At 65.6% G+C, this 19,823-nt stretch carries 15 protein-coding genes; 6 read left to right on the top strand and 9 right to left on the bottom strand.

Going from position 1 to position 19,823, the window contains the following annotated elements; genetic code table 11:
* Nucleotides 1-68 precede the first annotated feature (68 nt).
* The 8 genes from rseP to rpsB form a co-directional block, all read right to left on the bottom strand.
* Nucleotides 69-1,421, bottom strand: a complete 1,353-nt coding sequence (gene rseP, locus ACFPN5_RS14080; RefSeq protein ID WP_379784284.1) for an RIP metalloprotease RseP — start codon at nt 1,419-1,421, stop codon at nt 69-71.
* Between the two features lie 18 nt (nt 1,422-1,439).
* Nucleotides 1,440-2,618, bottom strand: a complete 1,179-nt coding sequence (gene ispC, locus ACFPN5_RS14075) for a 1-deoxy-D-xylulose-5-phosphate reductoisomerase (RefSeq protein WP_379784282.1) — start codon at nt 2,616-2,618, stop codon at nt 1,440-1,442.
* Between the two features lie 17 nt (nt 2,619-2,635).
* Nucleotides 2,636-3,487 carry a phosphatidate cytidylyltransferase gene (locus tag ACFPN5_RS14070; protein WP_379784280.1) on the bottom strand — a complete coding sequence of 284 codons (852 nt, stop codon included), beginning with the start codon at nt 3,485-3,487 and terminating at the stop codon, nt 2,636-2,638.
* Nucleotides 3,487-4,236 (bottom strand): polyprenyl diphosphate synthase, encoded by a 750-nt coding sequence (gene uppS, locus ACFPN5_RS14065; protein WP_379784278.1) that lies wholly within the window; start codon nt 4,234-4,236, stop codon nt 3,487-3,489. The genes ACFPN5_RS14070 and uppS overlap by 1 nt, the downstream gene beginning before the upstream one ends.
* A 154-nt stretch (nt 4,237-4,390) precedes the next feature.
* Nucleotides 4,391-4,951 carry a ribosome recycling factor gene (gene frr, locus ACFPN5_RS14060; RefSeq protein ID WP_379784276.1) on the bottom strand — a complete coding sequence of 187 codons (561 nt, stop codon included), beginning with the start codon at nt 4,949-4,951 and terminating at the stop codon, nt 4,391-4,393.
* Nucleotides 4,952-4,998: 47 nt separating this feature from the next.
* A complete protein-coding gene (pyrH, locus tag ACFPN5_RS14055; protein ID WP_379784274.1) occupies nt 4,999-5,715 on the bottom strand; it encodes a UMP kinase in 717 nt (238 codons plus the stop codon).
* A 219-nt stretch (nt 5,716-5,934) separates the two neighbouring features.
* Nucleotides 5,935-6,843, bottom strand: coding sequence for a translation elongation factor Ts (gene tsf / locus ACFPN5_RS14050; RefSeq protein WP_379784272.1), 909 nt, complete (start codon nt 6,841-6,843; stop codon nt 5,935-5,937).
* Between the two features lie 198 nt (nt 6,844-7,041).
* A complete protein-coding gene (rpsB, locus tag ACFPN5_RS14045) occupies nt 7,042-7,794 on the bottom strand; it encodes a 30S ribosomal protein S2 (protein ID WP_379784270.1) in 753 nt (250 codons plus the stop codon).
* Nucleotides 7,795-8,116: 322 nt separating this feature from the next.
* Here rpsB and map point away from each other — a divergent pair, with 322 nt between their 5' ends.
* The 5 genes from map to ACFPN5_RS14020 all read left to right on the top strand — a co-directional run bounded on the left by map (nt 8,117) and on the right by ACFPN5_RS14020 (nt 16,264).
* Entirely contained in the window at nt 8,117-8,947 is an 831-nt protein-coding gene (gene map, locus ACFPN5_RS14040; RefSeq protein ID WP_379784268.1) for a type I methionyl aminopeptidase, read from the top strand.
* Between the two features lie 9 nt (nt 8,948-8,956).
* Nucleotides 8,957-11,536: a [protein-PII] uridylyltransferase gene (locus tag ACFPN5_RS14035; RefSeq protein ID WP_379784266.1), complete on the top strand. Its 2,580-nt coding sequence runs from the start codon at nt 8,957-8,959 to the stop codon at nt 11,534-11,536.
* A 70-nt stretch (nt 11,537-11,606) separates the two neighbouring features.
* On the top strand, nt 11,607-12,353 hold the full coding sequence (locus ACFPN5_RS14030; protein WP_379784264.1) for a pseudouridine synthase: 747 nt from the start codon (nt 11,607-11,609) through the stop codon (nt 12,351-12,353).
* A gap of 160 nt (nt 12,354-12,513) precedes the next feature.
* Entirely contained in the window at nt 12,514-13,383 is an 870-nt protein-coding gene (locus ACFPN5_RS14025) for a phosphate/phosphite/phosphonate ABC transporter substrate-binding protein (protein ID WP_379784262.1), read from the top strand.
* Nucleotides 13,384-13,393: 10 nt separating this feature from the next.
* On the top strand, nt 13,394-16,264 hold the full coding sequence (locus ACFPN5_RS14020; RefSeq protein ID WP_379784260.1) for a putative bifunctional diguanylate cyclase/phosphodiesterase: 2,871 nt from the start codon (nt 13,394-13,396) through the stop codon (nt 16,262-16,264).
* 15 nt (nt 16,265-16,279) lie between these two features.
* Here the strand turns inward: ACFPN5_RS14020 and ACFPN5_RS14015 are convergent, their stop codons facing one another.
* Nucleotides 16,280-17,497 (bottom strand): PepSY-associated TM helix domain-containing protein, encoded by a 1,218-nt coding sequence (locus ACFPN5_RS14015; protein ID WP_379784258.1) that lies wholly within the window; start codon nt 17,495-17,497, stop codon nt 16,280-16,282.
* Between the two features lie 122 nt (nt 17,498-17,619).
* Here ACFPN5_RS14015 and ACFPN5_RS14010 point away from each other — a divergent pair, with 122 nt between their 5' ends.
* Nucleotides 17,620-19,770, top strand: a complete 2,151-nt coding sequence (locus tag ACFPN5_RS14010; RefSeq protein WP_379784256.1) for a TonB-dependent receptor — start codon at nt 17,620-17,622, stop codon at nt 19,768-19,770.
* The last annotated feature ends 53 nt before the right edge of the window (nt 19,771-19,823 follow it).

Below are 19,823 nucleotides of genomic sequence, written 5' to 3'. Positions count from 1 at the left end.
ATCAATGGGTCAGTCATTGGACAACGTACATATACTTGTGTGCCGGTGGCGCGCGTCTCTCAACTCCTCTAGAGCCGCTGCGACAGGTCATTGAAGATGGCGAGCGCCATCAGCATGAACAGCAGGGCCACCCCCGCACGCTGTGCGAATGCGGTGATCCGCTCGGGCAGGGGGCGCCCGGTCAAAACTTCCAGCGAATAATACAGCAAATGGCCACCATCCAGCACTGGAATTGGTAACAGATTCATTACACCAAGGCTCACGCTGACGACCGCGATGAAGCTCAAAAAGGTCGCCAGGCCCAGGCGCGCGGTCTGCCCCGCATAGTCGGCAATCGCGATCGGTCCGGTGATATTCTTCAGCGACGCCTGCCCGGTGACGATCTTGCCGATCATCTTGAAGGTGAGGGTCGTCATTTCCCAGGTGCGGCGGGCGCCCTTCTGCACCGCCTCGAGCGGGCCTGATTGCACCGTCACGCGCTCGAGCGCCGGCGCCAGCTGGACGGCGGCGATGCCCTGCCCTTTTGGGTCGCGCTCGGGCGTGAGCGGCAAAATGATCGTCTCTCCCCCCGTCGTCTCGCTGCCGCGGCGCACCTGCAGTTGCATGGTGCGGCCCGGCGCGGCGCGCACGGCCTGCACGAATTCGGCCGCATGTACGAACGGCTTGCCGTCGGCGCCCAGCACCACGTCGCCGGGACGCAGGCCGGCACGCGCGCCGGCGCCGCCATCGACCGTCTTGCCGACGACCGGCATGCCGATCCAGACATCCAGTCCAAGGGTGGCCATGACGTCGCCTTCCGGATCGGTCCTGGCGATGACGCTTTGCGGGATGGTGGCGGCGTAGCTGCTGCCGTTGGCGGCGCGCACGTCGAAGCGCGCTTCCCCCTTGTCGATGGCCAGGCCAAGCACCTCCCAGCGCAGGTCGCCCCAGGAGGCGACCGGCTCGCCGTTGACGGCAACGATGCTGTCGCCGCCGCGCAGGCCGGCCGCATGGGCCGGCGTGTTTTGCGCCATCGGCCGCAGCTTGGTCGCAGGCTCTTCGGTGCCGTGCACGAACAGTGCCGCGAACAGCACGATGGCGAGCAGGAAGTTGGCGGTCGGGCCGGCGGCGACGATGGCGATGCGCTTCCAGACGTTCTGGCGCATGAAGTCGCGCTGCGCGTCCTTCGGGTCTTTCGGCGCCGTTTCCGGGTCGCGGCTGTCGAGCATCTGCACGTAGCCGCCCAGCGGCAGCGCCGAGACGGCCCACTCGGTCTGGTCCGGCCCGAAACGGCGCGACCAGACGACCTTGCCCATGCCGAGCGAAAAACGCAGCACCTTGACGCCGCAGGCGCGCGCCACCCAGTAGTGGCCGAGCTCGTGGAAGATGATGAGCGGCCCCAATGCAAGCAGGAAGGCCACCGCGGTGTAGAGGAAGTTCATGGTCGTGTCTCGGTAGCCTTAACTACGCGTTATGCCGGCGACGACCTGCTGCGCGGCGCGGCGCGCCTGCGTGTCCTGGTCCATCACGGCTGCAATGTCGTGGGCGGCGCCGTGCGCGTTTTCGTCCATCACGCGCCGCACCACGCGGTCGATGTCGCGGAAACCGATGCGCCGCTCGAGAAAGGCTTCGACCGCAATCTCGTTGGCGGCGTTCAGCAGGGCCGGCGCGGTGCCGCCCGCGCATAACGCATCAAAAGCGAGTTTGAGGCAGGGGAAGCGCACGTAGTCAGGCTTGTGGAACTGCAGTGCGCCCATGCTGGTGAGGTCGAGCTGGGCCACGCCGGAAGCGATCCGCTCCGGATAGGCCAGCGCGTGCGCGATCGGGGTGCGCATGTCGGGGTTCCCGAGCTGGGCCAGCACGGAGCCGTCGGTGTACGAGACCATCGAGTGGATCACGCTTTGCGGGTGGATGACGACCTCGATGAGGTCGGCCGGTGCGCCGAACAGCCAGTGCGCCTCGATCACCTCCAGGCCCTTGTTCATCATGGTCGCCGAGTCGACCGAAATCTTGCGGCCCATCGACCAGTTCGGGTGCTTGCAGGCTTCCTCGGGCGTGACCTCTTCCAGCGTCTCGACCGCGCGCGTGAGGAAAGGCCCGCCCGACGCGGTCAGCAGGATTTTCGCGACGCCGGCCGCCGCCGGGTCGCGCGCATAGGTGCCGGGGAGCGACTGGAAGATGGCGTTGTGCTCGCTGTCGATCGGCAGCAGCGTGGCCTTGTGCTCGCGCACGGCGTCCATGAACAGCTGGCCCGACATGACGAGCGCTTCCTTGTTGGCCAGCAGGATTTTCTTGCCCGCCCGCGCTGCCGCCAGCGCAGGCGCCAGTCCGGCGGCGCCGACGATGGCGGCCATGACGGTGTCGGTATCCGGGCTGGACGCGATCTCGCACAGCGCCGCTTCGCCATGGCTGACCTCGACCGGCAGGCCGGCGAGCAGGCGCGACAGTTCAGCGGCGGCTTGCGGGCTGCCGACCACGGCGCGTTGCGGACGGAACCGGCGGCACTGCTCAGCCAATTCCTCCACGCGGCTGTGCGCGCTCAGCGCGTAGACCTGGTATTGCCCGGGATGACGCGCGAGCACGTCGAGGGTCGAGACGCCGATGGAGCCGGTGGCGCCCAGGATGGTGATGCGTTGCATGTGAAACTCCTTACAGCCTACAGCCAGGCGCCGACCAGTGCCGCCAGCGGCAATACCGGCACCAGGGCGTCGATCCGGTCGAGCACCCCGCCATGACCCGGCAGCAGGTTGCTGCTGTCTTTCATGCCGGCGCGGCGCTTGAGCTGGGATTCGAACAGGTCGCCGACGACACTGGCGGCGACAATCAGGATCAGGGTCAGGTACGTGACGGCCCAGCCGAGGCTGGCCTGCACGCGCACGGGGAAGGTATTGGCCAGCGCCTCGCCGCCGAACAGGATGACGAGGGTGGCAATCACGATCACGGCAACGCAGCCCCCATACACGCCTTCCCAGGACTTGCCCGGAGAGATGGAAGGGGCGAGCTTGCGCTTGCCGAAGGCCTTGCCCGAGAAGTAGGCGAAGATATCGGCGCACCAGACGATGGCCAGCACCGACAGCAGGTAGAGCGGCGAATACGCATACAGCGTGACGATGGCGGCAAAGCAGCCCACCAGGGTAATCGCATAGGTCAGGCTGAACAGCGTATTTCGCGTGCTGTCGAGCGGCGGCAAACCCATCTTCAGCGAGGGCACGAAGCGCACCAGCCAGAGGGCGACGCTGAAATAGAACCAGAAGCTCGGGGAGAGCCAGAAGATGGAAGTGGAGACGCTGCCGGCGATGAAGAAAATCCATACGAACAGGGCCGTCCAGAGCCCGGCCACGAGCACCGCCTTGCCGGACTTCGGGTTAAACAGGCGGAAGGTTTCCCAGATTGCCACCCCGAAGAAGGCAGTGGCCACCACCGCAAAGGCCGTGTAGTTATTGGAGTACAGGACCGGCAGGAGCACTGCCAGCAGCACGAGCGCGGTGAGGACCCGGGTTTTCAGCATCAGTTTTTGTTGGCTACTTGTTCGCCGGTGCGGCCGAAACGGCGCTCGCGGCTCTGGTAAGACGCGATCGCCGCGTCCAGCGACTCGACCGAAAAGTCGGGCCAATAGGTGTCGGTGAAGTACAGCTCGGAATAGGCCAGTTGCCACAGCAGGAAGTTCGAGATGCGCTCTTCCCCGCCGGTGCGGATGAACAGGTCCGGCTCGGGCGCATAGGCCATCGCCAGGTGCGGCGCGAGCATGTCTTCCGTGAATTCGGTCACGCCCGGATTGGCGGCCACCATCTTGCCGGTGGCCTGCATGATGTCCCAGCGGCCGCCATAGTTGGCGCAGACGGTGACGGTCAGGCGCGAGTTGCCGGCCGTGCGGCGCTCGGCGTTGGCGATCATGTCGCGCAGCTTGGGATCGAAGCGCGACAGGTCGCCGACGACCTTCAGCCGGATATTATTCGCGTGCATCTTCGAGACTTCGCGCTCGAGCGCGGTCACGAACAGGCGCATCAGCAGCGACACTTCCTCTTCCGGGCGGCGCCAGTTTTCCGAGGAAAACGCGAACAGCGTCAGGTATTCCACCCCGCGCAGCACGCAGGCCTCGACCAGGCCGCGTACGGCTTCGACGCCCTTGACGTGGCCCGCCACGCGCGGCAGCAGCCGCTTGGTTGCCCAACGGCCATTACCGTCCATGATGACGGCGATATGGCGCGGGACGGCCGGCACATCCGGAACAGCAGTTGTCGAACTCTTGAAGATCATAAATCCATTGCCATGACGGCGAATACGGGACAAAAAAAGCGAACTACCGGGCGGCGCCTCGCCGACCGGTAGTGGCTTAATGCATTATTTTAATACTCCATTACTACACGATCTTGCCTGGCGCACTCGGCTTATTGCCGAGCGCGCCAGCATCTTACACGGTCAGGACTTCTTTTTCTTTTTCCGCAACCATCTTGTCGATGTCGGCGACGAATTTGTCGGTCAGCTTCTGGATGTCGTCCGAGGAGCGGCGCTCGTCGTCTTCCGAGGCGGTCTTGTCTTTCACCATCTTTTTCAGCTGCTCGTTGGCGTCGCGGCGGATGTTACGCACGGCAATCTTCGCGTCTTCGGCTTCCGACTTGACCAGTTTCACCATTTCCTTGCGGCGCTCTTCGGTCAGCGCCGGGGTCGGCACGCGGACCAGTTCGCCGAAGGTCGACGGGTTCAGGCCGAGGTCGGAGTCGCGGATCGCCTTTTCGATGGTGCTCAGCATCTTCTTTTCATACGGCTGGACACCGATGGTACGGGCGTCGATCAGGGTCACGTTGGCCACGCCGGTCAGCGGCGTCGGCGAGCCGTAGTAGTCGACCGTGATGTGGTCGAGGATGCCCGTGTGGGCGCGGCCGGTACGGACCTTGGCCAGGTCGGCGCGCAGGGTTTCGATCGACTTGTTCATGCGCTCTTGCGCATTCTTCTTCACGTCAGCTAAGGACATGCTGCTCTCCTGTTATTGGGTATTGGTGTACGGTTTTGGTACGGATATCAAACGTGGACCAGGGTGCCTTCGTCTTCGCCCATGATCACCCGCATCAGGGCGCCCGGCTTGACGATGGAGAACACCTTGATCGGCAGCTTCTGGTCGCGGCACAGGGCGAACGCGGTCGCGTCCATCACCTGCAGCTGCTTCGAGATCGCCTCGTCGAACGTGATCGACTCGTAGCGGGTCGCGTTTGGATCCTTCTGCGGATCGGCAGTATATACGCCATCGACCTTGGTGGCCTTCAGGACGATCTGCGCGCCCACCTCGGCGCCGCGCAGGGCGGCTGCGGTGTCGGTGGTGAAGAAGGGGTTGCCGGTGCCGGCGGCGAAGACGACGACCTTGCCTTCTTCCAGGTACTGCAGCGCTTTCGGGCGCACGTAGGGCTCGACCACCTGGTCGATGCCGATCGCCGACATCACGCGGGCGGTGATGCCGACGTGGCGCATGGCGTCGGCCAGGGCCAGCGCGTTCATGACGGTGGCCAGCATGCCCATGTAGTCGGCGGTTGCGCGGTCCATGCCCTGCGCCCCCGGCGCGACGCCGCGGAAGATGTTGCCGCCGCCAATCACGACTGCCACCTCGACACCCGCCTTCGCCACCTCGGCGACGTCTGCGACCATGCGGTCGATGGTGGCGCGATTGATGCCGAACTGATCGTCGCCCATCAGCGCTTCGCCAGACAGTTTAAGGAGGACTCGTTGGTAGGCTGGTTTTGTCATGATGAAGCGCTCTCCTAAGTATTGTTTCGAATTCGGGTCTGGCCGGGCCAATCGAGCCGGGCCTCATCTGCCAATGTACAGATGGTGGCGAAACAGGCGCGCACGGGCCGAATGGCCGGCGGCATTTTTCCCCGCAGGGCGGACCCGGGAGTCCACCCCGCACCCGGCCCCATGAAGTGGCCGGGTTAAAAAAACGGGCCTTGCGGCCCGCTTTTCACATTACTGCTTGTTCGCAGCCATCTGTGCTGCGACTTCTGCTGCGAAGTCGTCGACCTTCTTCTCGATGCCCTCGCCCACGACGTACATCGTGAACGCCTTCACCGTGGTGTTGCTTGCTTTCAGCATCTGCTCGATCGACTGCTTGTCGTTCTTCACGAATGCCTGGTTCAGCAGCGACACTTCTTTCAGGTACTTCTGGACCGAACCTTCGAGGCGCTTGGCCAGGATTTCCGGCGACTGGGCCGGCTTGCCTGCGGCGGCAGCCGCGTCGGCATCTTCCTGGGCCTTCAGCTGGGCGACCGAACGCTCTTTCTCGATCAGTTCAGCAGGCACTTGCTCCGACGACAGGGCGACCGGCTTCATCGCGGCGATGTGCATCGCGACGTCCTTGCCGACCTGCTCGTCCGCGCCTTCGTACTCGACCATGACGCCGATACGGGTACCGTGCAGGTACGAAGCCAGCTTGCCGACCGTCTCGAAACGCTGGAAGCGGCGCACGGTCATATTCTCACCGATTTTGCCGATCAGTGCCGAACGCAGCGCGTCGAAAGTCTGGCCGCCAGCGTCGAGTTGCGACAGGGCTTCCACGTCGGCCGGGTTCTGCTCGGCGACCAGCTTGGCTGCCAGGTTGGCCATGGCCAGGAAGTCGTCGTTCTTGGCAACGAAGTCGGTTTCGCTGTTGATTTCGACCAGCGCGCCGACGTTGCCGGCGATGTAGCTTGCCACCACGCCTTCGGCGGTCACGCGCGACGATGCCTTCGATGCCTTGCCGCCCAGCTTGACGCGCAGGATCTCTTCGGCACGACCCATGTCGCCTTCGGCTTCGGTCAGGGCCTTCTTGCATTCCATCATTGGCGCATCGGTCTTCGCGCGCAGTTCACCCACCATCGCTGCAGTAATTGCTGCCATGTTTTTCTCCTCAATTTGATTCATGTAGGGTGCGAATGCCGGGGGCGTGAGCACGATCTTTTGTGCTCGAATCCCTTCCCCGAATGACATTCACACAATGTCTGACTGGAATTCTTGCGCTTAAAAAAAGGGGTGCTCAGCCACGGCTCGGCACCCCTTCTGTTGTCGCGGCGGACCGAAGTCCGCCATTCTTGCAACTTAAGCCTGCTCGGACACTTCGACGAACTCGTCGCCGCCGGCTGCCTTGACCATCTCGGCAACTTCGTTGGTGGCGTTGGCACGGCCTTCCAGGATCGCATCGGCGACGCCGCGTGCATACAGGGTGATCGCCTTCGACGAGTCGTCGTTGCCCGGGATCACGTGGGTCACGCCTTCTGGCGAGTGGTTGGTATCGACGATGCCGATGACAGGGATGCCCAGCTTGCCGGCTTCGGTGATGGTGCCCTTGTGGTAACCGACGTCGACGACGAAGATCGCGTCAGGCACGCCGCCCAGATCCTTGATGCCGCCGATCGACTTCTGCAGCTTGATCATTTCGCGCTCGAACATCAGGCCTTCTTTTTTCGACAGCTTCTCGACCGAACCGTCTTCGATCTGGGCTTCCATGTCCTTCAGGCGCTTGATCGAGGTCTTGATGGTCTTGAAATTGGTCAGCATGCCGCCGAGCCAGCGCTGGTCGACGTAAGGAACACCAGCGCGCTGGGCTTCAGCGGCGATGATGTCGCGCGCCTGGCGCTTGGTGCCGACCATCAGGATGGTGCCGCGGTTGGCCGAGATCTGCTTGATGGTTTTCATCGCATCCTGGTACATCGCCATGGTTTTTTCCAGGTTGATGATGTGGATTTTGTTGCGATGACCGAAGATGAACGGTGCCATCTTTGGGTTCCAGAAACGGGTCTGGTGGCCGAAGTGAATACCGGCTTCCAGCATTTCGCGCATAGTAACGGACATGTAATTCTCCAGGGTTAAGTCTTGAATATCGGCCAGTCACCTCGAGGGCACCCTTGTAGGCCGATTTCGCGATTTGAATAAATAAAATAGACTACTTTTGACAACATTGCCGGACCTCAGCCCGAGCAACCCGAGATTCTAGCGGGATTCGGTCGGCTTTTCAAGCTTCGCGTTCGATATTCGACAGCGCGCGCGGGGCAAATGGGATAGCGGCGCCCTCCCCGTCCTCGGCAACGGCACGGCCAATCCCTTATAATGTGAGGAACATTGCAAAGGGCACCACCCCGACCCGGCGCGCATAACCTTACTGAACCGAACTCTCATGTCCATCTCCATCAAAACCGCGGAAGAAATCGAAGGCATGCGCCTCGCCGGGCGCCTCGGCGCCGAAGTGCTCGACTACATCACGCCCTTCGTCAAGGCCGGCGTCACCACGGGCGAACTCGACCGCCTGTGCCACGAATACATGACAAACGTGCAGGGCACCACGCCGGCGCCGCTGAACTATGCGCCGCCGGGCTACCCGCCCTTCCCGAAGGCCGTCTGCACCTCGCTCAATGACGTGATCTGCCACGGCATTCCGGGCGACAAGGTGCTGAAGAACGGCGACGTGATGAACATCGACGTCACCATCATCACGGAGGATGGTTTTCACGGCGACAACAGCCGCATGTTCTTCATTGGCGAACCATCGATCCTGGCCAAGCGCCTGGCCGAAGTGACCTATGAGTGCATGTGGCTCGGCATCTCGAAAGTCAAACCCGGCGCTTATTTGGGTGATATTGGCCACGCCATCCAGCAGCACGCCGAAAAGAACGGCTACAGCGTGGTGCGCGAGTTCTGCGGCCACGGCATCGGCCGGGTATTCCACGAAGAGCCGCAAGTGCTGCACTATGGCAAACCGGGCACGCTGGAAAAACTCGAGCCGGGCATGATCTTCACGATCGAGCCGATGATCAACGCCGGCCGCCGCGACATCAAGGAAATGCCGGACGGCTGGACCATCAAGACGAAAGACCGCAGCCTGTCGGCCCAGTGGGAGCACATGATCCTGGTCACTGAAACCGGCTACGAAGTGCTGACCACCTCCGCCGGCACCCCGCCGCCGCCCGCCTTCGTGCTGGCTGCCAAGAAAGACGCCGTCCCGGCATAAGGAGCCACCGTGTCCCCCGCCCTCCTCGACCAGGCCCGTCCCGAGCTGAAAGCCCGCCTGAAAGCCGAACGCCAAGTCTTGTTCCACGCGTTCCGCGAGGACGGCAAGCCCGAAAAGCTGCTGCGCGGCCTGCGCCAGCTGGTCGACGATATCCTGGGCGAGGCCTGGCTTGCCGCGCGCCTGCCCGCCACTACGGCGCTGGTGGGCGTCGGCGGCTACGGGCGCGGCGAACTGTTTCCCCATTCCGACGTCGACCTCCTGATCCTGCTCGGCGCCCCGCCGGACGCCATCACCCAGGCCAGGCTGGAAGGCCTGGTGCAGCTGCTGTGGGACCTGGGCCTGGAGATCGGGCACAGCATCCGCACGGTCGACGAATGCATGGTCGAGTCCGCTGCCGACATTACGGTGCAGACCAGCCTTCTCGAGGCGCGCCTCGTCACCGGCGACGCGCCGCTCTTCGCCCAACTGCAAGAGCGCTACCAGGACGCCCTGGACCCGCGCGCCTTTTTCCAGGCCAAGACCGCCGAGATGCGCCTGCGCCACGCGAAGTTCGAGTACACGGCCTTTTCGCTGGAGCCGAACTGCAAGGAAAGCCCGGGCGCGCTGCGCGACCTGCAGGTCATCCTGTGGGTCGCAAAAGCCGCGGGCCTGGCCAATTCCTGGGGCCAGTTCGCCACGCGCGAACTGATCACGCACGAGGAAGCCCGGCAGCTGATGGAAAAGGAGCGCGCCTTCAAGGACATCCGCGTGCGCCTGCACCTGCACACCGGCCGCCGCGAAGACCGCCTGCTGTTCGACGTGCAGACGGCGATCGCCGAATCGTTCGGGCTGACTGGCGACGCGCCGGGCGAAGGTGCGCGCCGCGCGTCGGAGTACCTGATGCAGCGCTACTACTGGGCGGCCAAGGTCGTCACCCAGCTCAATACCATCCTGCTGCAGAACATCGAAGCGCGCCTGTTCCCGCAACCCGCGGTGGCGGTGCCGATCAATGCGTGCTTCAACGATGTCAACGGCTTCATCGACATTGCGCACGACGACACCTTCGAAAAGAATCCTTCGGCGCTGCTCGAGATTTTCGTGGCCATGACCGAGCGCCCGGACATCAAGGGCATGACCGCGCGTACCACGCGCGCATTGTGGCATGCGCGCTGCCTGATCGACGAGGCCTACCGACTCCATCCGGTCAACCGCGCCCATTTCCTGCGCATCCTGAAAGCGCCGCAGGGCCTGGTGCACGCGCTGCGGCGCATGAACGACATGGGCGTGCTGGGACGCTACCTGCCGAACTTCCGCCGCATCGTCGGCCAGATGCAGCACGACCTGTTCCACGTATATACGGTGGACCAGCACATCATGATGGTGGTGCGTAACCTGCGCCGCTTCACGATGAGCGAGCACGCGCACGAATACCCGTTCTGCAGCCAGCTGATCGCCAACTTCCGCGACCGCTGGCTGCTGTACGTGGCCGCCCTGTTCCACGACATCGCCAAGGGCCGTGGCGGCGACCATTCGCAGCTCGGGCGCGAGGATGCCTTTGAATTCTGCCGCGACCACGGGCTCTCCGAGGCCGATACCGAACTGGTGGTCTTCCTGGTCGAGCAGCACCTGACGATGTCGCAGGTCGCGCAGAAGCAGGACCTGTCCGACCCGGACGTGGTCCAGTCCTTTGCCGCCCTGGTGAAGGACGAGCGCCACCTCACCGCCCTGTACCTGCTGACGGTGGCGGATATCCGCGGCACCAGCCCGAAAGTGTGGAACGCCTGGAAGGCGAAGCTGCTGGAAGACCTGTACCGCATCACGCTGCGCGTGCTCGGCGGCGAGCCGCATTCGGCCGACCGCGAACTGCGCATGCGCCAGCAGGAAGCCCTGGCCACCCTGCGCCTGTTCGGCCTGGACCAGAGCGCCCACGAGGCCCTGTGGAGCCAGCTCGACGTGGTCTACTTCCTGCGCCATGACGCTTCCGACATCGCCTGGCAGACGCGCTTCCTGCACGACAAACTCAAGAGCGACAAGCCGGTGGTCAAGGCGCGCCTGGCGCCGATCGGCGAAGGCCTGCAGGTGGCGGTGTACGTGAAGGACCAGCCGGACCTGTTCGCCCGCATCTGCAGCTATTTCGACCGCAAGAACTTCAGCATCCTGGACGCCAAGATCCACACCACGCGCGACGGCTATGCGCTCGACAGCTTCCTCGTCACCGAGGAAAACTTCGCGAGGAACTACCGCGACATCATCAGCCTGATCGAACACGAGCTGACGGGCCTGCTGCAAGCGCAGGCGCCGCTGCCGCCCGCCACGCGCGCCCGCCTGTCGCGCCTGTCGCGCCACTTCCCGGTCGCGCCGACCGTGGAGCTGCGGCCGGACGAGCGCGGCCAGTACTACCTGCTGTCGATCGGGGCGAACGACCGCACGGGCCTCTTGTATGCGATTGCCAGCGTGCTCGCGCGCTACCGCATCAACGTCCATACCGCGAAGATCATGACCCTGGGCGAGCGCGTCGAGGACGTGTTCCTCGTCGACGGCGCCAGCCTGAACAATCCGCGCGTGCTGGTGCAACTGGAAACCGAGCTGCTCGACGCGCTGGCGATCTGAACCGTCCGCCTCACTTCTCGCTTATTCACTTATTCACTTATCTTTTTTTGCTTCATTGCAGCCCCGACCTATGACCGAACCGCTCCGCCTCTCTAAACGAATGTCCGAACTCGGCCTGTGCTCGCGCCGCGAAGCCGATGAATGGATCGCCCGCGGCTGGGTGCGCGTCGACGGCAAGGTCGTCTCCGAACTCGGCAGCAAGGTGCTACCGACCCAGCGCATCACGGTCGAGCGCCAGGCCGCGGCCGAGCAGTCGAAACGCGTCACCATCCTCATCAACAAGCCGATGGGCTATGTCTCGGGCCAGGCCGAGGACGGCTACACGCCGGCGGTGGCCCTGATCAAGCCGGAAAACCGCTGGCCCGATGATCCGGCGCCCGAGCAGTTCCACCCGACCCAGCTGCGTTCGCTGGTCCCGGCCGGCCGCCTCGACATCGACTCGGTGGGCCTGCTGGTGCTCACGCAGGATGGCCGCGTCGCCAAGCAGCTGATCGGCGAGACCACCTCCGTCGACAAGGAATACCTGGTGCGGGTGGAGTACACCAAGCCCGGCAAGCTGCCCGACAGCGACCTGAAAAAGCTGAACCACGGCCTGTGGATGGACGGCAAGCCCCTGCTGCCGGCCAAGGTGCGCTGGCAGAACGAGGACCAGCTCAGCTTTACCCTGCGGGAAGGCAAGAAGCGCCAGATCCGGCGCATGTGCGACATGGTGGGCCTGAAGGTGATCGGCCTGAAGCGCGTGCGCATCGGGCGCGTGAAGCTGGGCGATTTGCCGGTCGGGCAGTGGCGGTATCTGGCGGCGGACGAGCAGTTTTAAACAAGAGAACCGTTGGATGGACGGGATTTCAGCCCCTGGACTGAAATCTCCCATCCACCCTGCGTCTCTCCCGATGCAAGGTTGCTTGTAGGCATATTCCTACAAGGATATGTTATAGTTGCATTCCCTGCACTTATACAGCGTGCTCCGCACCCAACCTATGCGCATGACCATCCGGGCCGGCTTCGTCCTGTTCCTCACGCTGTTCTCCGCCCTGCTCCTGGCCGCTCCCGCATCCGCCGCCTCCCCGGTCTACCAGTTCTCGCCCGTCAACCAGTACAACCTGCAACTCTCGGCTGGCTTCTGGAACCCGATCGTGCGCTACGTGTCGGAGAAGAGCGGGGTGCGGCTGGAGCTGAAACTCGGGCGCACTTCCGCCGATACGACCAGCTTTGTCCTGACCCGCGAAGTCGACTTCGCCTTCACCAACCACCTGTTCAGCCCCGAGCGCGAGAGACTCGGCTGGACGGTGTTCGCGCGCCCGGACCGCCCGCCCGTGCACGCCCAGATCGTCGTTCCCGTTGACTCGCCGGTGCGCAGCCTGGCCGACCTGGCGGGCAGCACCGTGGTCTTCTCCGGCCCGGAAGCCCTGCTGGCCTACAAGATTCCCCATGCCGAACTGCTGCGCCGCCGGCTCAAGGTCAATGTCGTCTTCACCGGCAACATGGACGCCGCCTTCGCCCAGCTGTTCAGCGGACGGGCACGCGCGGCGGGCGCCCATTCGGAACTGGCGCAGCGCTACGGCGCGCGCGAGAACAAGGCGTTCCGCGTCCTGTGGACCTCAGCCCCGTTCAACGACCTGGCCCTGATGGCCTCCCCTCGCGTGCCGCGCGCGCACGTGCAGGCGGTCGCCGATGCTTTCGTGAGCATGGGCCGCGAGCCGGAAGGCCGCAGGATCCTGGCCGCCGCACTGGCACTGGTGCACGGAGGCGAAGCGCTTTCCGAATCCCTGTCATTCGTCGGCGCCACTGGCGCGGACTACGACGCCTACCGCCGCTTCCACCATGCCGCTCCCGCCAACCCGCGCTAAGCGCGCCCGGATGCTGGACACCATCGACCGGATGCGCCTGGTCCCGCGCTCGCTCGCCGGCCGCGTAATCGCCCTGTTCGGGCTGGTCATCATCAGTTTTGCCTGCGTCGGCCTGGGCATGTTCTACCGCCTGCAGTTCCTCCAGCATATCGACGAGACCCAGGACAACGCGATCACGCTCATTGAAGTGGCGGCGCAGGCGGTCGAGGACGGCGCGCTGATCGGCGACTACGACACCGTCGACCGCACCCTGGCAAGGATGATGGTCCGCTCGCCCTTCAAGCGCGCCACTTTCATCGACCTCGGCGGCGGCGTGATCACGATCGAGGCCCCGTTCGAGCCCGGCGCCACGCCGGCGCCCGGATGGCTCGCGCGGCGCATCGGCGGCGAACTGGTCGACATCAACCGCGTCGTGTCGGCCGGCGGCAAGGATTACGGCGTGCTGCGCCTGGCCTTCGACGAACGCAAGCTGGCCGCGCAACTGTGGGCCTTGGTGCTGCAGACGGTCAGCCTGACCGCAGTTGCGGTGGCGCTGGCACTGGTGTTGTCGCGCTGGCTGCTCGCGCGCTGGCTGCACAATCTCGGCCGCCTGCGCTTCTACGAGGCGGACGACGACGCGGCGGACGGCGGCGCCGACATCTTCAGCAGCGAAGCCGTCGGTAGTGATACACCCCTCGAAATCCGCGAGGCGATCCAGGCGGTCAACCGCAGCGCCGCCAGCATGCGCGACCAGTACGGCCAGCGCATCGACACGCTGATGCATTCCCTGGTCCAGCACAAGAGTGCGCTCGATCAGGCCGCGATCGTCTGCGAGGTCGACCGCGACGGCCGCGTGACGGCCGTGAACGAGCAGTTCGTGCGCCAGTCGGGCGTCGCGCGCGAGCAGCTGGTCGGCTCCGCGCTGTCCCGCCTCGGCGGCGGCTGGACGGCGTCGAACCTGGTGTGGCGCGGCGAGGTGGCCGTGCCGGCGCCAGGCGGCGAGCACCACTGCTGGCGCACCATCGTCCCGATCGTCGACCACGCGGGCGGCGTCGAAAAATACATCTGCATCGATTTCGACATCAGCGAGCGCAAGCAATTCGAGGACGCCATCGTGCGCAGCGCCATGCGCCAGGGCCTGCTCGCGCGCCTGGGGCGCAAGGCGCTCGAGGCCGGCCCCCTGCAGGAGCTGTTCGACATGGCCACGCTGCTGGCCTGCGACGGACTCGAAGTGCGCCACGCCGTCCTGTTCGGCTTCGACCTGGAAGACGGCAGCGCGGCGGCGCGCGCGGCGAGCGGCTTCCCGCCCGGCGTCCTGAAAGCCCCCTTCCCCCACTTGGCAGGCCCGGCATCGAGCGACCGCCTGGGCGCCTGGAGCGTGCGGGTGCTCGGTCCGGACCACGCCGGCAGCGGCATCGAAGCCTTCGTCGTCTGCAGCGACCGCCTCTACGGGGCGCTCGGCGTGTACGCGCCCGCGCAGCGCACCTTTCAGGAAGACGAGGAGGCCTTCCTCAACAGCCTGGCGAATATCCTGGCCAGCGCCGTCGAGCGCGAAGATGCGAAGAACCGCCTCACCTGGCTGGCGCAGTTCGACACTCTGACCGGACTGCCGAACCGCCGCCGGCTGGCCGCCTGCCTGGAGGACGCGATCGCCGGCGCGGCACAGCGCGACGGACGCGCCGGCGTGATGTTCATCGACCTCGACCGCTTCAAGAGCGTCAACGACATGCTGGGCCACAGCGCCGGCGACGCCCTGCTGGTCCAGGCCGGGCGCCGCCTGCAGGACTGCGTGGGCGCGCACGACGTGGTGGCGCGCCTGGGCGGCGACGAATTCGCGGTGGTGCTTCCCGCATTGGTTGCGGCGACCGAAGCCGAACCCGTGGCGCGCCGCATCGTCGACGCACTGGCCCAGCCGTTCACGCTGCAGGGCCAGCAACTGTTCGTCTCGGCCAGCGTCGGCATCGCAGCCTGGCCCGACGATGGCGCCGACGCCGACACCCTGCTGAAAAGCGCCGACACGGCCATGTACAGCGCGAAGAACAGCGGCCGCAACAACTACCAGTTCTATGTCCCGGAAATGAACGCCGACGCGGCGCTGCGCCTGCAGACCGAGCACCAGCTGCACCTGGCGCTCGAGCGCGGCGAGTTCGAACTGCACTACCAGCCGAAGGTGCGCCTCGGTAGCGGCCACGGCGCGGGTTCGCTGAACGGCGCAGTTACGGGCTTCGAGGCACTGCTGCGCTGGCGCCATCCGCAGCGCGGTCTGGTGGCGCCGGTCGAATTCATGTCGATCCTCGAAGAGACCGGCATGATCCTGGCGGTCGGCGAATGGGTGATCGGCGAGGCGTGCCGCCAGTTGCGCACCTGGTCGGCCGTGTTGCAGGAAGTGCCGCCGGTGGCGATCAACCTGTCGGCGCGCCAGCTTGGCCAGGCCGGCTTTGCCGAGACCGTGCGCGCGATCGTGGCCGCGGCCGGCGTCGATCCGCGCCTGCTGGAATTCGAGCTGACCGAATCGATGCTGATGGCCGACCCGGAAAGCGCGGTGACGATCCTGCAATGCCTGAAAGCCCAGGGCATGCGCCTGTCGGTCGACGACTTCGGCACCGGCTATTCGAGCCTGGCCTACCTCAAGCGCTTCCCGCTCGACGCCCTGAAAATCGACCGCACCTTCGTGCGCGACCTGCCGGCCGACAGCGACGACGCGGCGATCACCAAGGCCGTGATCAGCCTGGCGCACAGCCTGCACCTGAGGGTGGTGGCCGAAGGTGTCGAGACGGCCGCCCACCTGCGCGCGCTGCAGGCCTATGGCTGCGACGAGATCCAGGGCTATTACATCAGCAGGCCGCTGCCGGCGCAAGCGTGCGCGGGCTGGTTGACGCAGGGGGCCGAGCTGGCTGCCTGACCCTCCGCCCCTCGATCAGGCCACCGACGCTTCGCGCTTCGCTGCCCTTTTCGATGGCGCCGCGCCCTTCTTCGGCTTGCGCCTGAACTTCAGCCAGACCACGATCCCGGTCACGAAGAATGCCAGCGGCAGCAGGCCCACGAAGCTGATGAAGACCTTGCCCGCCGCACCAAACGCCTCGCCGCTGTGCAGCGGGAACAGCGCGGCCAGGAAGCGGTCGCCCCCCGGTGCGCGCAGCGGGTCGGCCACGCGCAGGATGGCGCCGTCGCGGGCGTCGATACTGACGCGGGTGGCGCCCGGTCCCTGGCGCAGCTCGCCCGGCTGGCGCACCCGCACTTCCCAGGGCTGCGTGGGGCTGGCCGGGAAGTTGATGCGGCCGACCCGGGCCTCGGGATAGCGCGCCTGCGCGGCCGCCATCGCCTCGGCCACCGACAGCGGCGCCAGAGCGGCACTGCTCCGGCTCATCGGCTTGTTACTCGGTTTTTCGTTCGGCGTGACCGTTGCCACCGCCCCCACCAGCGGCGCCACCCAGGTCGGCATGTTGAAGTGCACGCCCGACAAGCCCATGAACAGCAGCACCGGCGCGCAGAAGAAACCGGCCGAGCGGTGCAGCTGGAAACTCAGGCGCGGCCATGAGCCGCCGAAGCGCACCGACAGCGCGCTGGCGATCGCCGAGCGCGTCATGCGCGGCCACCAGATGACGATCCCGGTGAGCGTCATCAGGGCCAGCGCCATGCCCTGCACCGCGATCACCACCTTGCCCGCCTCGCCGGCCAGCAGGTAGCGGTGCAGGTGGAACAGGGTCGGCACCAGCAGCGGCCGGGAGAGCCCCGCCTCGCCCCAGTTGCGCTCGCCAAGCACGGCCAGCGTGGCCGGGTCGAGCATCACCTGGCGCGTCACCGGCTGCTTCCACGCGCTCTGATCCTTGCCCGGCCGGTACCAGGCGACAAACACGTCGCCCGCCCGCTCGGGGAGCATCAGCATGGTGGGCTTGCCGTAGCGCGCGTCGGCCGCCAGCAGGTCGTGCACGGCCTGCACCCTGGCGGGTTGCACGCGCAGCGGGTCGCCCTCGCGCATGGCGGGCGGCGGCTTCACATGCAGCAGGCCCGGGTTGAGCATGGCGTCGAGCTCGTGTACCCAGGAGAGCAGCGAGCCGCTCAAACCCTGCAGGACCAGGATGGTGCCGAAGACCAGGCCGGTCCACAGGTGCACGGTGCGCAGTAATGACTTCATGTCAGGCAGTCCAGATGAGAATAATTCGCAAACAGCTTGTATTTGCAAATGTGAATCGTTATCATTCGCAATTGTACCTTGCGTCGCAGCAAACTGTCCCATCCAGAGCCACAGGAAAAAAAATGACCCGAATCAAGCCGCTGTCCCTCGCCGTCGCCACCGCCTGCTCGTTCATCGCCGGCATGCCCGCCACGGCGCAGCAGGCGAACGCAGCCGACACCGAAGGACAGGTGGCTTCGGTGGTCGTGACCGCTACCCGCGGCGCCAAGGCGGTCGACAAGATCCCGGGCGCGGTGACCGTGATCGGCCAGCAGGACCTGGCGGCCCAGTACCAGATCGCCGACGACCCCTCGCAGGCGCTCGCCACCTTCGTGCCCGGCTACTCGCCGAGCCGCCAGAAGATGAGCTCGACCGGCGAATCGCTGCGCGGCCGCCAGCCGCTGATCCTGCTCGACGGCATCCCGCAATCGAACCCGCTGCGTGCCGGCATGCGCGAGGGATACTTTGCCGACAGCGCCATCATCGAGCGCATCGAAGTCATCAGCGGCGCCTCGGCCGTGCAAGGCATGGGCGCGACTGGCGGCATCATCAATTACATCACCAAGTCGCCGCGGGTTAACGGCACCACGGTCGGCCTCAACGCGCGCGCCTCGACCCAGTTCCGCTCGGACAACCTCGACTGGAAGACCGGCGTCACCGTCACCCACAAGACCGACGCCTTCGACATGCTCGGCTACGCCAGCGTTCAGCGGCGCGGCATGAGCTACGACGGCCGCGGCCGCCGCCTGGGCATCGACACGGTCCAGGGCGACACCCTGGACACTCGCGGCCACGACCTCTTCCTAAAGCTGGGCAAAAGCTTTGGCGACCAGCGCATCCAGCTCACCGTCAACCGTTTCGACCTCGGCGGCGAGGGCGACTACAGGAACCAGCGCGGCGACCTGGCCGCGGGCGTGCCGACCAGCTCCGTGCCAGGCACCCCCGAGGGCGAGCCGACCAAGAACGAGGTGCGCAGTGTCAGCCTGGACTATCGCCACGCCAACCTTGCCGGCGGCGCCTTCACGGCCCAACTGTTCAAGCACGACTTCGAAGCGCTGTATGGCGCGACCAATGCCGTCACCTTCCAGGACGCCAGGATCGCGCCTGTCAATGCCCTGTACGACCAGTCGCACATCGTCGCTGACAAGGTCGGGTCGCGCATTACCTGGGTGCGTCCCGACACCGTCGTCCCGGGCCTGGAACTGACGCTGGGCCTCGACATGCTGCGCGACCATACGCTGCAGCGCCTGGCCGTCACCGACCGCACCTGGGTGCCGGAACTGAAGTTCCAGTCGACGGCGCCGTTTGCCCAGCTCGAATACGAGTTCGGCAACTTCACCGTGCGCGGCGGCGTACGCCGCGAGCGCGCCAAGCTCGAAGTCGACACCTACACGACGCTCGCCTTCTACCGCAACACGCAAGTCGAAGGCGGTTCCGCGAAGTCCACCAAGTCGGTCAAGAACCTGGGCGCAGTCTGGCGCTTCGCGCCACAGTGGTCGGTCTTCGCGGGCAGCTCCGAAGGCTTCGGCCTGCCCGACGCCGGCCTGCTGCTGCGCGGCGTGAACTCGCCCAACCAGTCGGTCTCGAGCCTGGTCAACCTGCAGCCCATCGTCACCCGCAACAACGAGGTCGGCATCAACTGGCGCGGCGAGCGCGGACAGGTCGGGCTGTCGCGCTACGATTCGCGTTCGAAACTGGGCAGCGTCATCCGCATCGTCCCGGCCGGCAACGGCGTGATCGGCATCGTCGAGCGCGTGCCAACCGTGGTCAAGGGCTGGGAAGTGAGCGGCGACTGGCGTCCGACCCGCGACTGGTCGGTCTTCGGCAGCTATGCCCGCACCGACGGCAAGACCGCCGCCAGCCAGGGCGCGCCGCTCGACCTCGCGCTCGGCGCGCGTTCGCAGGGTCCGAACAAGGCCGTGCTGGGCACCAACTGGCGCCTGCTGGCCGGCGCCCAGCTGCGCCTGCAGGCCACCCACTTGTTCGACCGCGACATCAACATCGGGCGCCGCGTAGGCACCAGCAACCTCGAGGAACACTTCGTGGGCTACACCCTGGTCGACCTGTCGTCGAGCTTCGACACCCCCTACGGCCGCTTCGGCGCGGGCATCGAAAACCTGTTCGACAAGCAGTACGTCGGCTACTACTCGCAATCGGCGGCCGCCCTGGACGCCGGCAATACCTATGCCGGGCGCGGGCGCACCCTGGCCCTCACCTGGAGCCGGATGTTCTGAGGAGGCGGGGGCCATGCGCCCCTGCGCCGCCATATTGTTCCAATGCGCCCTTT

The sequence above is a fragment of the Massilia niabensis genome, assembly GCF_042655085.1.
GTDB classification, from domain to species: domain Bacteria; phylum Pseudomonadota; class Gammaproteobacteria; order Burkholderiales; family Burkholderiaceae_D; genus Telluria; species Telluria niabensis.
The sequence above is the reverse complement of the archived record's forward strand: the minus strand, read 5'-3'. Positions and strand labels throughout refer to the sequence as shown.